Here is a 13794-nt window from a genome sequence, read left to right on the forward strand (position 1 = left end):
CCTATCTCTCGTCTCAAGCAATACCCCTTTGATTTCTCCTCTATAAGCCCCATCTAGTAGGGTAAGCAAAACGCAAGGAAACACACATGTCGGAATACACCAAAAACCCTGACGTTATCGCAACCCTGTCACCTGAAGAATTCCACGTCACGCAAGAAAGCGGTACGGAACGTCCGGGCACGGGCAAGTTGCTGGAGAACAAAGCCCCTGGTATCTACGTTGATATTGTCTCAGGCGAGCCACTGTTCGCATCTGCTGACAAGTACGAGAGCGGCTGCGGATGGCCCAGCTTCACCAAGACGATAGATACAGAGCACGTGCAAGAACTACGCGATGCAACATTGGGCATGGTCCGCACCGAGGTTCGCAGTACCCATGGTGACAGCCATCTTGGGCATGTGTTTCCAGATGGACCGCCTGACCGTGGCGGCCTGCGCTATTGCATCAACTCGGCGTCATTGCGGTTTATCCACCGCGACGACATGGATGCCGAAGGGTATGGAAAATACATTGATCAAGTGGAGGACGTAACATGAGCAATCAACGCGCAGTACTGGCAGGTGGATGTTTCTGGGGCATGCAGGATTTGATCCGCAAACGCAAAGGTGTGGTCAGCACCCGTGTGGGATATTCAGGTGGTGATGTTCCAAACGCGACGTACCGCAATCATGGCACCCACGCTGAAGCCATAGAGGTCATGTTTGATCCGGCTGTTTTTAGCTACCGCGAATTGCTTGAACTGTTTTTTCAAATCCACGACCCCACGACAGAGAACCGCCAAGGTAATGACCGCGGAATGGGCTATCGTTCCGCGATATATTTTGAGGACGAAGACCAAAAATCTGTCGCGCTGGATACCATCGCCGATATCGAAGCATCGGGCATTTGGCCCGGTAAGGTCGTCACCGAGATTGAACCAGTTTCAGACTTCTGGGAAGCCGAAACAGAGCATCAAGACTACCTTGAACGTATTCCAAATGGATATACTTGCCACTTCCCCCGCCCCGATTGGGTCCTGCCAAGGCGTGCGGCAGCGGAATAATAACTAAGGGCCACCCAGTAGATCGGGTGGCCCTTTCTTTGTCATGCAACATTTATTTGACGAAGCCATACGGGCGCCTGACTAGGTCAGGCTATGGCGTAGTCGTGGCAATCTCGACAGGATCAGCCCATCCAATGTCAGAACCGCCAGCAAAGCCAGACCAGCCATAGGAAAGGCCATTGAAACGGCAAGCCCAACCAATATGGCGCCTTGCCAAAGTGGCATTTCTTTTGGCATTGGCGGCGCTGACAAACGGCCAGCATGTGCAGGCCGGCGTTTCCACCAAAGAACGATGGAACTAACACACAGAAAAATCACCGATAGGCAGACAAGCGTGTTTGCAAGTACACTCCAAAGACCCATCGTGCCCATGTGCAATGCAATACCAACTGCCATCGCCTTGCCCGCAAGCGAATAGTCTTCATACCGAACGTCCACCAAAACCTTGCCTGTATATTGATCAACGTGAACCGTCCGATCTGACATCGGATCAGTGCTATCTGTATTCATTGAATCACGGCTCAACGTCCAAACACCTGTATCTGATTGTGGAACATTCAGTTGATATCGCGCATCAAATCCAATCTCACGGGCCAGCGTATCCACCGCGTCCAACGTAACCGCCGTGTCCACGACGCCGCCTGTTCCTGCATCGCTGCCAGAGGCAGGCATTTGTGTTTGTTCAAGCGCCCATGGCACCTCACGACGGTCGTGGTTCATGCTGGCGTGAATGTCATCTGACAAGGGCACAGCATCCCATTTTTCAGCAGGGAACTGGCTCCACGCTTGCACCATTTTGCCACCCCATACGCCCGACCACGACAGCCCCGAGATCAGGAAGAACACCAAAAACACAGACAACCAAATGCCAACGACTCCGTGAAGAGATTTCCACATCGTTCGACCGCCAGAAAAGTTGGGAATAAGCGCCTTGTGCCAACCCGCTTCACGCGGCCACCACATGTACAAGCCTGTTGCGATCAAAACGAGTGCCAACGAAGCTGCCGTTTCAATCATACGGTCGCCTGTGACACCCAGCATCAACTCACCGTGGATATTATCTGCGAAATCGTACCACCCGCTGTGCCGCGGGAATGTTTCGATCACTTTTGCTGTGTAGGGATCAACGGCGACCATTATGGCGTCATCGTTTAGATCAACCCGAAACAAGCTCGCGACTGCATCGTTACGCGGCGCCACATATTGTATCAACGTCCCACCAAGGATGGCCTCAACAGCAGCTTCAGCTTGTTGCGAGATCGGTGCAATGATCTCTTGTGGGACTACGACAGTGCGCTCCCCATCTCGGCCGTCTATCCAAGCAATCCACAACATGGACATGCCCGTGATTGCCAGAACCGTGAAAAACGGAATAACGAAAAGCCCGGCATAAAAATGCCAGCGCCACGCTGCGAAATAGAATTTATTTACGCTGCCCTCGGGCTGCGCATTGGTGTCAGTAGGTGTCATGTTTTGGCTCCACGCCTATGGGTCCGCATCTATAGCGGGCAAAAATTTGAACTCTGTAAGGTGAGGTCAGGCTTGCGGAGGAGCGCGTGTTAGGCGGGAAGGATCAAGCGGGCGCGTGTGATGTACACGCTTAGCGACAAAGGACAGCTTGAGAGCTTGATCGGATAGAAGAACAGGAACACCGTGACAGTCACGCGGCAAAACAACCGCGCCAATCAGTCGACAGGCCTCACATTTTTGGGTCTGTGCGCCATCCTGTTCACCAGCAGTTCCGCATAGATCACTCAGAGAACCGCCCGCCGCGATGTAGGCCAAAAGCTCAGGCGAAGATTCCATCCGTGGACTGGCATGGGCAAAACCCGAAGCTGCCAACGCAATAATCAATGCGCAGGATGTAAGAAATCTGAAAGAGAGTGATCTCATCATCGACATGAGACACGATCTAAACAACTTCTTCGCGCTATGCGAGCAAATTATGTAGGACGTAATTGCATTTTTCAAACCGCAACGCGTGGGCGACCTGTGGCTTCTACTGACACTTCAGCCTCCACAAACACTTCACGGGATTCAACGCCTGCACTGCGCACATCGCGTGCCACGCTCACTTGAATATCCTCGGCCCCAGCCGCCTCTGCTGCCGCCAATGCGCGAGCACGCAGCACATCTTCGAGCCGCAAAAGTGCTTGCTCCGCATCGCCAAAATCCTCTGGGCCTTCGGTCAAGTGAACACGGTATTTGCCCTCACTAGGCGACGTTATTGTGCCAGCTTCCCGCATGGTCACACGGCCCACAACAGCACCAATAGCATTTGCCACGCCCGCGTGTTCTGGCAGGATCATTTCGCATCCCAATCTTGTACCAACCGCAGGATAATAGGTGCTCGCTGACGCTCCCAATCCAATAACAGGCACGGCCAGCCCCGTATCCAGACGCACTAAACCCTGATGTCCGCCCAATCCACGCTGCATTAAGACGTGTCGCGCCAACACATCCGGCTCTAAGCCGAATTTCGTCTCTTCTTCGGCAAATGCAGTCTCTAACAAGGTCAATGCAGTTTGATGCTCGAGCTGAGAAATGATGATCCGCGCCATCACCTTTGGATCAGCAGCAAGTCTGTCACCTGATCCGGTACGCCTGCGGCCAAACAACGTAAGTGCCTTTTGGGCTGCATCCACATCCCATGTATCCGCCAAGCCCAGTACGTGGCTCGCATCCGAGGGCGTCACACCTGCGATCTGGACTAACCCACGTTCGACCAACCGTTTAAGCGCACCATTCTCAATCCGCGAACGCAGTACATCACCCAATGGATGGACATTGTCTGCGATTCGTTCCAGCAACGCCTCTTCGCGCGGCCCGATGCCCTCCATGGTCTGACCTGCAACCGCGCGCACAAAAATTCCATCATGTTCCCCCGGGAGGGTACTTCGCAATTGAGACTCAAGCGTAGCATGCACGATATCCGGCGCATCTATTGCAACCAAAGACACCGGAAGCAGACGCCGAGGACCTAGTGAAACGCCGCCTTGCAAACCTTCAGACAGGAAATGTACTTCACTATCACCGCCTAGGCCTGTCGTCCGCATCGCAACCGCCTCGACCATGGTGCGATAGGGGCCGACACGCGCGCCCGCTGGATCAATCGCCGGACGACCGTCTCTAAGCAGGGCAACATCAGTTGTCGTTCCGCCAATATCAGAGACTAATGCGTGATCTGCGCCTGTCATCCACCGCGCGCCCACAATGGACGCCGCAGGGCCGCTCAGGATTGTTTCAATTGGTCGTTCGCGTGCTTGCGCGCTGGATATCAACGCACCATCACCACGCACCACCATCAATGGCGCAACGACGCCCAAGTCTTTCAGCGTGTCTTCCGCCCGTCCGATGAGTCGATCAATCATACCAATCAGCCGCGCATTCAAAACGGCTGTCATCGCGCGCTTTGGACCGTTCAGCTTTGCTGATAATTGATGCGAAGCGGAAACTGGTCTGTCAGTCAATTCACTAATCAGGGCCATCGCCCGCAATTCATGCGCTGGATTACGCGTCCCAAACTGGGCAGCCACAGCAAAGCCGCCAACGCCCGCACCATGCTGTTTCAGGAACATCCGAAGGCCTTCTTCGTCTAGTGGCGCAGCCTCGCCTCCTGCGTGGTTGTGGCCTCCCGCCAGCACAACATGTGGATCACCTTTGAGTGCCTCGAGCAATCCATGTGTTTCCAGATCACGTTCTTTGAAACCAATATAGACTAGCGCAACACGTCCGCCTTGCCCCTCCACAAGTGCATTTGTTGCAAGGGTTGTAGACAGCGAAGCCAACGCGATGTCTGCTGCTGCTACACCTGACTGTTCCAAAACTGCCCGCACGGCCCCTCCAACGCCGATGGCCAAATCATGCCGCGTGGTTAACGCCTTGGCGCTGGCGATCACGTCTCGCTCGTCACGGATAATCACCGCGTCCGTGTAGGTGCCACCAGTATCTACGCCCAAAAGCAAAGCCATGGATCTCTCCTTCGAGTTGTTGGGAAGTGTCCTAACCTACCAGTAGAACAAAGCCAGCCTATTCGCGTCATTAAAGTGCCAGTTGCGCCACTGCCCATCGCGCGGCATCAGCAACAGCTCCGTCAGGGTCCTCACATAGAGCCTGAGCAGCGTCGCGCAGCGATAGGTCGCCCGAATTCCCAATGGAATAGAGCACATTGCGCACAAACCTATCCCGGCCTATCCGCTTGACTGGAGATCCAGAAAACCGCGTGCGAAATGCTACATCATCTAGCACAACAAGCTCGGCCAACGTACCACCTGCACTGCCATGGTAACGCATGTCACTTGCCGCAACGGCAAACTTGTTCCAAGGGCACGCCGCCAAACAATCATCACATCCGTAAATACGATTGCCCAGCGCTGAACGCATTTTCTCGTCAACGGGGCCTTTGTGTTCGATGGTCAGATATGAAATGCACCGCCGCCCATCTAATTTATATGGTGCAGGAAATGCATTCGTCGGACAAACCTCCTGACAGGCGGTACAACTTCCACACCGATCCACTTCAGGCGCGTCGGGTTCTAACTCTAGCGTGGTAAAAACAGAGCCTAAAAAGGCCCAATTCCCCCAATCACGGCTTACGATATTGGTGTGCTTGCCTTGCCACCCTAACCCCGCGGCCTGCGCTAATGCCTTCTCTGGAACGGGCGCGGTATCGACAAATACCTTCACCTGACACGGTTCTTGTTCAATGAGCCAACGCGCTAACCGCTTGAGACGCTTCTTAACGACATCATGATAATCGCGTCCCTGCGCGTAAACAGAAACCGCCCCTAGGTCTGGCCGCTCCAAAATTGCTAACGGATCATGTTCAGGTGCGTAACTTTCAGCCAGCATGATGACCGAGCGGGCCTCCGGCCAAAGAACAGATGGATCGCCACGCCAATGTTTGCGTTCTTCCATCCAGCCCATTTGCCCGTGATATCCGGCTTCCAGAAACGCATCTAATCGTTCGGGCACTTCTGGGACGGAATCAGGTCGACAAATACGGCAGGCCACAAACCCTTCAGCCAATGCTTGGGCGGTCAGCCTTGCCTTAATATCCATGATCTAAAAGCCTTTGAACCAAATTCCGCACAGCCTGCCTGTACTAGAAGCAGCACATGGAATGGAATCAGAAATCCAGATCATTATAGTGCTTCGGTGGTGTAAATCCGGGAACCTGATCCGCCAAAATTGATCGGAAAGCAGGACGCGATTTGATTTTCGCATACCAATCTTTCACTTCTGGGCAACTATTCCAGTCAACATCCGAAATATAGTCAAGCGAGGACAAATGCGCGGCTGCTGCAAAATCAGCCAAGGTCATTGTATCACCAGCCAACCAGCGACGATGATCAAGCAGCCAAGTCAAATAACCGAGATGGAATTTGATCGCACGTGCGCCTGCTTTTACATTCTTGCTGTCGGGATAACCCAACTTCATCATCTTCTTGTTCACCCGCTCATACAAAAGCTTCGAGGTGACCTCCTGATGGAATTTGTCGTCGAACCAGCTGACCAACCGTCGTACTTCCAGCTTTTGTGCAGGATCAGACGGGAGCAAAGATGGCTCTGGGCGCGTCTCTTCGATGTACTCACAAATCGCTGCGCTTTCGGACATCATGATACCATCCAATCGAAGCACTGGTACTTTGCCAGCCGGATTACGACGTAAAAAGTCTGGATCTTGCTCCCAATACCGTTCCTCAACCAGTTCACACTCAATTTTCTTTTCCGCGAGACTTAGCCTAATCTTGCGGCAAAAGGGCGATAGAGGGACGTGAAACAGGCGGGCCATGATAAATCCGTAAATGGGGTACCCGACCTAAATGCCTTGTGACGCGCAAACATTCAACTCTCGAAACAATCTGCCCGCCCGTCAGCTTTGATTGTTGCCGCACCCGAGCGGATTTGCGCCGCCCGTTTTTTGAGGTAATTCGTCGGCCGCGATGCACTTCGTGTTTTTGGCGAAGGAAGGACCGCTGCCAGTTGCGATGCCTGCCGCGCGGTCAATTCTTCTGGTCCAACTTTGAAATAATGACGCGAAGCCGCTTCAACACCAAATACCCCTTCGTCGAATTCTGCGACATTTAGATAGACCTCTAATATTCGCCGCTTTGGCCAAACCGCTTCCACTATCGGCGTAATACCTGCCTCTAATGCTTTGCGAATCCACGTGCGCCCGTGCCACAGATAGACGTTTTTTACAGTCTGCTGACTCAGCGTTGATGCACCACGGTTTGATCCTTGTGATATCGCCAATTTGATCGCCTTGAGGTCAAAGCCCCAATGTTCGCAAAAATTTGCGTCCTCAGCAGCAACAACAGCGCGCGCCATTACCGGTGCAATCTCTCGCATCAGTACCCATTCATAATCCACACCACCCAATCGACGGGATTCGCTGAACATATATGCCGTTGTTGGCGGGTTCACGATCCGCCCTAGCAGCACAGCTGCTGCCACCAGTAAAAATACAACGGCCACAACCCGCCAAACAAAACGCCTGATGCGTCGCCGCAAAGGCAGGCGTTTGGGCTCTTTTGCCGGAGCTTTTCCCTTGGGTTTTGTTGTGGTTTTTGAAGTACGTTTTGCCATTGTTCAGCTATAGCGATGCATATCGTATTTGTGAACTTTGCTGTGAAAAGAGATTAACATCAGTCCCTGCCGTGCCAAAAACCGCACTGCCATTGTAAAAACCTACTACCTGCAACATCACGCCGCCATTAAACAGGTTGCTTCAATCTTTCTAGCGACTGTACGCGCAGCTAATGTTCGACACTTGTGATCTGCCAATTGCGGAAAGAGCGTCAGCAATTCAGCCTGTTGTTCACACCCTTGTAGCGCCAGTCCCGTATCCGGCAAACAGCTTTCTGAGGGGCAGCCCTCACCAAAAACAATCTGGTGTCGGTCAAAGAGCAGGTGAATATATTCAACTACGCCCCCTTCTACAAAACGTACATCGCGATCATTTACCAGATGTTTCGCAGCCACCAAGGCCTCATCACACCCCATCATCAGCTGGGTCCGCCAATCCGAAATCAACATCCGGTGTTCAGGCGAAACCATAAATGCGCGTTCATTTCCTATACTGCCCTCCTCAAAAAGGATCGGGGCGAAACTGCCATAGGCGCGCACGGTCTGACGCAAAACCAGTCGTACAGGTTGCGCGCCCTCATCCATTGTCTCAACCAGGTCGCCTGCGACAATGTCTTCAACCGCGCAGGTTCCACCGGGAACGTCTATTTGTGTTCCAGGGGTGAAACAGGTGGGGCCAAATGTTCCCACGGGCATTTGCGTACTAGTATTAACAAAGGTGCTGCTGACGAAAGTCCCGTCTTGAAGCGCCTGCCCGTCGTTGGGTGTGAAAACCGCCGGGTCACCATTGGCAAAATAGAAGGTGACACCAAAATACTGAATATTACCAATACCCGCCACATTGATCGTGATCGAGTCATTCACCCAAACCCTAGAGATCAAGTTGCCTTCAAAGGTATCATTGCTGTTTGGGTTGATTTGACCGTTTTCATCGAAATCAATGAACTCAGCGCGCTGAACGGTCAATGCGGTTCCAAAAGCGGGCGGATTGCCCGGATCCATCTGGAAAAACTGGTCTTTGTAAATAATTGGCATGAACTGCATCCTCGGCATTGGTTAATGCCTAAAATGCAGGTCAAATTTGCCGAGAGTTTGCCGCGAATTGTTTCTAATCGGGGCCATTTTGTGTCAGCGAAACAGATTGTTTCCCTCGCTGACACAATTGATAATGCGGTTATTCCGCTGGAATGGCCTGTGCTTCATCGCCAAGCGGCACAGGAATGCGGTTCAGCATTTCCTTTGGACAGATCTGGATAAAGTTACCTTTTTCTAGATCCCAATGTTGCAAGATATCCATGGCCTTGCGGCTATTGGTTTCAGCAACATGACGTTCGATCAAAGTCTTGAGCTGCTGCTCCCAGTGATCTTGGGTAACGGCGCAATGTACCAGTGTTTCATGGTTCATCATGGCGATAGCACGGTTTTCAGGGTCATACAGGTAGGCCATACCACCCGTCATACCCGCGCCAAAGTTCGCGCCGATTTCACCCAAGATAACCGCCACGCCGCCAGTCATGTATTCACACCCATTACTGCCACAACCCTCGATCACAACATGCGCGCCGGAGTTACGAACAGCAAACCGTTCACCCGCGCGGCCCGCTGCAAACAGGAACCCATCAGTTGCACCGTAGAGGACTGTGTTACCGATGATTGTGTTCTCTGCGGCCACAATTGTGGATTTCATCTGCGGCCGGACCACAACAGTACCGCCAGACAACCCCTTGCCCACATAGTCGTTGGCGTCCCCCGCTACGACCAGTTTTAGACCTGGCGCTGCAAATGCACCCAATGATTGGCCAGCGGAACCAGTCAGATTCACTGTCAGGTGGTTGGGCTGCAGATCATTACGCATGCCAAAACGTTTGACAATATGGCTGGAAATGCGTGTGCCAACTGTCCGGTGCGTGTTTTGCACAGCATAGCTCAGCTGCATCTTTTCACCATCCTCAAGGAAGCGCACCGCATCCGCTACGATCTGTGCATCCAAAGTATCAGACACAACATTGCGCGGCTTGTTACGGTCATAGACCGTGTGCAGCTCTGCATCGACGGAGATCAACAAGGGGTTGAGGTCTAGATCGTCAAGGTGGGCAGAGCCACGCGAAACCTGCGTCAACAGATCAGCACGACCAATCACATCATCCAACGAACGCGCACCGATAGATGCGAGAATTTCCCGCACTTCAGTTGCATAGAAGGTGATGAGGTTCACAACTTTATCCGCATTTCCTGTGAATTTGTCACGCAGCGCCTCGTCTTGGGTACAGACACCTACTGGGCAGGTGTTGCTCTGACACTGACGTACCATGATACATCCCATCGCGATCAACGCGGCGGTACCGATGCCGTATTCCTCAGCACCCAACATCGCCGCCATCACAATGTCACGACCTGTGCGCAAACCGCCATCAGTCCGCAATGTCACGCGGTCACGCAGGTTGTTCATAGACAGAACCTGATGCGCCTCAGTGAGGCCCATCTCCCACGGTAGACCTGCGTATTTGATCGAAGTTGCAGGGCTGGCGCCAGTACCACCGTTGTGACCGGAGATCAGGATGATATCAGCTTTCGCCTTTGCCACACCCGCCGCAATTGTACCAACACCACTGGAGGCGACCAGCTTAACGGTCACCTTGCAACGCGGATTGATCTGCTTGAGATCATAAATCAGCTGCGCGAGATCTTCGATGGAATAGATATCGTGGTGCGGTGGAGGTGAGATCAGTGTCACACCAGGAGTCGAGTGACGCAATCGGGCAATCAGTTCGGTCACTTTCATACCGGGCAACTGTCCACCTTCGCCCGGCTTGGCACCCTGCGCAACCTTGATCTCCAGCTCTTCGCACTGGTTCAAGTATTCTGCGGTCACACCAAAACGGCCCGACGCAACCTGTTTGATCTTGGCTGACGGGTTATCGCCATTGGCCTCAGGGTGGAAGTGCGCTGGGTCTTCGCCGCCTTCACCACTGTCCGATTTTGCACCAATCCGGTTCATCGCCACGTTCAGCGTTTTATGCGCCTCTGGGCTAAGAGCACCCAGCGACATTCCCGGAGTAACAAAGCGTTTGCGGATCGCAGTGATGCTTTCCACTTCCTCAATCGGCACTGCCTCACCCAATGGCTTGAGCGCCAATAGGTCTCGCAAGTGGATCGGTGGGTTGCTTTGCATCTTGGCACTATACTGCTTCCACATCTCGTAAGATGCGCGGGTACACGCCGCCTGAAGCATGTGCATGGAGGTTGCCTCCCATGCGTGGGTCTCTCCAGATGCACGTGATTTGTAGAAACCGCCAATTGGCAGAATCGCGTCAGTGCCGGACCATCCTTTTGCATGGACCTGTTCGGTCTTGCGTTGAATGCCGCTGACACCAATGCCGCTAATACGGCTGGTCATACCGGGGAAAAATTCGGCAACCATAGCGCGGGACAGGCCCACTGCTTCAAAGTTCAGACCCCCACGGTAAGAGGAAACAACAGATATCCCCATCTTTGCCATGATCTTGAGCAGGCCCTGATCAATCGCTTCGCGGTAGCGTGCAATTGCGGCCGTCAGATCAACATCCATCAAACCACGACCGATGCGATCGGCCAGTGAATCTTCCGCGAGATAGGCGTTCACAACAGTAGCGCCACAGCCGATTAGCACTGCGAAATAATGCGGATCAACACATTCCGCCGAACGCACATTGATCGACGTAAACGTACGCAGACCTTTACGCGTCAGATGACTATGGACCGCACTGGTCGCAAGGATCATCGGGATCGCAATCTTATCCGCATTGCTGTGCTGGTCAGTCAGAACTAGATGTCCTGCACCCGAACGCACCGCATCCTCTGCCTCGGCACGAATGCGTTCCAATGCGGTGTTCAGGTTTCCAGTACCTTCCTCGAAGGTACAATCCAACGTCACCAGATCAGCATTGAAATGCTTGGTCAGCTCATCAAACTGCGCATTGCCAACAAACGGACTATCCAGCACCAGAATCTCAGTTTGGCTACTGCTTTCATCCAGCACGTTCTTAAGATTACCAAAACGCGTTTTGAGACTCATCACGCGGAATTCGCGCAAGCTGTCGATTGGCGGGTTGGTCACCTGAGAAAAGTTCTGACGGAAGAAGTGGCTCAGCGGACGGTATTTGCCAGACAACACGGCAGACGGCGTGTCATCGCCCATCGACGCAAGCGTTTCTTTGCCGTCCTCGGCCATCGGAGCCAAAATTTGTTCCAGCTCTTCGATAGTATAGCCTGCTGCAATCTGACGACGGCGCAGTTCATTACCTTCAAACAATGGCTTTTCAGTTACGCCCAATAGCTCTTCGTCAAGTTCATGGATCTTACCAACCCAATCACCGAAGGGACGCGCCGCGGACAGTTTGTCCTTGATCTCGGTATCGCCGAACAATTTGCCTTCTTGCATGTCCACGGCCAGCAATTGGCCTGGGCCCAATGCGCCCTTACGGATTACACGCGCTTCATCCAATGGCACCATGCCCGCCTCAGAGCCAGCGATCAGCATACCGTCGCTGGTGACGACATAACGCATCGGGCGCAGGCCGTTACGGTCAAGACCTGCACAAACCCAGCGGCCATCTGTCATTGCCAACGCGGCTGGGCCATCCCATGGCTCCATGACCGAGTTGCAATAAGAATACATGTCACGCCACGCTTGCGGCAAATCAACGGCCTGCTTGGACCAGCTTTCTGGAACCAACATTGTTTTGGCCATCGGTGCAGAACGACCTGCACGCACCAAGACTTCGAAAACAGAATCCAACGCCGCCGAGTCTGAAGACCCTGCTGCAACGATTGGTTTGATATCCTCAGCCATGTCGCCGAAGGTAGAAGATGCCATGCGAATTTCGTGGCTCTTCATCCAGTTGAGGTTGCCCTTGAGCGTGTTGATCTCACCATTGTGCGCCAGCATGCGGAACGGCTGTGCCAGCCACCACTGCGGGAAGGTATTAGTGGAATAACGCTGGTGATAGATTGCAAAGGCGCTCTCAAACCGTTCATCCATCAGGTCAGGGTAAAACTCGGCTACCTGTTCAGCCAGCATCATGCCTTTGTAGATGATGCTGCGGCACGACATGGACGCGATATATAACGTCGGAACCTGTGCTGCGATGGCTGCCTTTTCGATGCGGCGACGGATCACATACAGCTCGCGCTCGAATGTTTCTTCATCAACGCCTTTAGCGTTTGAGATTAGGATCTGCTCGATCTCGGGACGGGTTGCGTTGGCTTTTTCACCCAGACACTCGACCTTCACGGGCACATGGCGCCAGCCATAGATGTAGTAGCCCATACGCAGAACTTCAGTCTCTACGATGGTACGGCAGGTTTCTTGCGCAGCAAAATCAGTCCGCGGTAGGAACACCTGACCGACAGCCATTAGTTCATCTTTGCGAGGCTTGTGGCCTGTCCACTCAATCTGATCGTAAAAGAAGGGTACTGGAATCTGTACGTGGATACCCGCACCGTCGCCAGTTTTACCATCTGCATCAACAGCACCACGGTGCCAGATCGCCTTAAGCGCTTTGATGCCGTTCTCGACGACTTCGCGTGAACGCGAACCATCAATGTTTACGACAAGGCCCACACCACAGGAGGAGTGCTCCTCTTCTGGTGAATACAGGCCTTTTTCCGCCACAAATGCGCGCTTGGCTTCTTCGCGTGCAACCCATGCTTCATCATACTTGGTCATTGGGCGTCTCCATCTTTTGGTGCAAATAGTTCAAGTGTTTCTTCGGTCGTCATTTTTTTCTGATCGCCAGCTAGGGCATAGCCACTTGGGCATTTGTCTGAGAAAAATTCGACTTTTAGTACGCCGCCGCCGCCATTGGGAAAAAGGCCAGCTGACAGGTTGCGTGATCCATCCGCGTCAAAGCCGTACCAAAGTGTCGATCCGCATTTTTCGCAGAAACCCCTGCCGCCCCAATCGGATGATTTGAACGTTTTGGATGGTCCCGTCACGGTCACGCTGCCCGGCACCGTTTCCAGTGAAAAGAACGGTCCTGATGTATGCTGGCGGCACATGTCACAATGACATGCCCGCATGCGCGGATTGTCGACTGTCGCGGTGACTTGAACTGCACCACATAAACATTGGCCTTTAATATCTTCAGACATTTTAAAACTCTCTTACATGGGGTGTCGCC

At 53.1% G+C, this 13794-nt stretch carries 11 protein-coding genes; 2 read left to right on the top strand and 9 right to left on the bottom strand.

The genetic code is table 11. The features are described 5' to 3' along the window. Positions 1 to 86: 86 nt before the first annotated feature. Together msrB and msrA are read left to right on the top strand one after the other, a co-directional pair. Positions 87 to 536, top strand: a complete 450-nt coding sequence (gene msrB, locus V7775_RS04570; RefSeq protein ID WP_335750670.1) for a peptide-methionine (R)-S-oxide reductase MsrB — start codon at positions 87 to 89, stop codon at positions 534 to 536. Continuing rightward, a complete protein-coding gene (gene msrA / locus V7775_RS04575; RefSeq protein ID WP_335750671.1) occupies positions 533 to 1042 on the top strand; it encodes a peptide-methionine (S)-S-oxide reductase MsrA in 510 nt (169 codons plus the stop codon). Before msrB ends, msrA begins: the two co-directional genes overlap by 4 nt. 81 nt (positions 1043 to 1123) lie before the next feature. Here msrA and V7775_RS04580 read toward each other — a convergent pair whose 3' ends face one another. The 9 genes from V7775_RS04580 to V7775_RS04620 form a co-directional block, all read right to left on the bottom strand. Next, entirely contained in the window at positions 1124 to 2512 is a 1389-nt protein-coding gene (locus V7775_RS04580) for a PepSY-associated TM helix domain-containing protein (RefSeq protein ID WP_335750672.1), read from the bottom strand. 66 nt (positions 2513 to 2578) lie between these two features. Next, entirely contained in the window at positions 2579 to 2944 is a 366-nt protein-coding gene (locus V7775_RS04585) for a hypothetical protein (protein ID WP_335750673.1), read from the bottom strand. A gap of 65 nt (positions 2945 to 3009) precedes the next feature. Then, complete coding sequence (locus tag V7775_RS04590; protein WP_335750674.1) at positions 3010 to 5013, bottom strand: hydantoinase/oxoprolinase family protein; 2004 nt, start codon at positions 5011 to 5013, stop codon at positions 3010 to 3012. A 70-nt stretch (positions 5014 to 5083) separates the two neighbouring features. Next, a complete protein-coding gene (gene queG, locus V7775_RS04595; RefSeq protein WP_335750675.1) occupies positions 5084 to 6103 on the bottom strand; it encodes a tRNA epoxyqueuosine(34) reductase QueG in 1020 nt (339 codons plus the stop codon). Between the two features lie 67 nt (positions 6104 to 6170). Next, positions 6171 to 6836 carry an FtsZ-binding protein FzlA gene (gene fzlA / locus V7775_RS04600; protein ID WP_335750676.1) on the bottom strand — a complete coding sequence of 222 codons (666 nt, stop codon included), beginning with the start codon at positions 6834 to 6836 and terminating at the stop codon, positions 6171 to 6173. Between the two features lie 53 nt (positions 6837 to 6889). Then, the gene (gene mtgA / locus V7775_RS04605) at positions 6890 to 7633 is read right to left on the bottom strand and encodes a monofunctional biosynthetic peptidoglycan transglycosylase (RefSeq protein ID WP_335750677.1); all 744 of its coding nucleotides are present in this window, start codon (positions 7631 to 7633) and stop codon (positions 6890 to 6892) included. Positions 7634 to 7750: 117 nt separating this feature from the next. Beyond that, positions 7751 to 8668 (bottom strand): Hint domain-containing protein, encoded by a 918-nt coding sequence (locus V7775_RS04610; protein ID WP_335750678.1) that lies wholly within the window; start codon positions 8666 to 8668, stop codon positions 7751 to 7753. A gap of 139 nt (positions 8669 to 8807) precedes the next feature. Then, positions 8808 to 13340 carry a glutamate synthase large subunit gene (gene gltB / locus V7775_RS04615; protein WP_335750679.1) on the bottom strand — a complete coding sequence of 1511 codons (4533 nt, stop codon included), beginning with the start codon at positions 13338 to 13340 and terminating at the stop codon, positions 8808 to 8810. Continuing rightward, the gene (locus V7775_RS04620) at positions 13337 to 13765 is read right to left on the bottom strand and encodes a GFA family protein (protein ID WP_335750680.1); all 429 of its coding nucleotides are present in this window, start codon (positions 13763 to 13765) and stop codon (positions 13337 to 13339) included. Before V7775_RS04620 ends, gltB begins: the two co-directional genes overlap by 4 nt. Positions 13766 to 13794 lie beyond the last annotated feature (29 nt).

Source organism: Sulfitobacter sp., assembly GCF_036960155.1.
GTDB lineage: Bacteria > Pseudomonadota > Alphaproteobacteria > Rhodobacterales > Rhodobacteraceae > Sulfitobacter.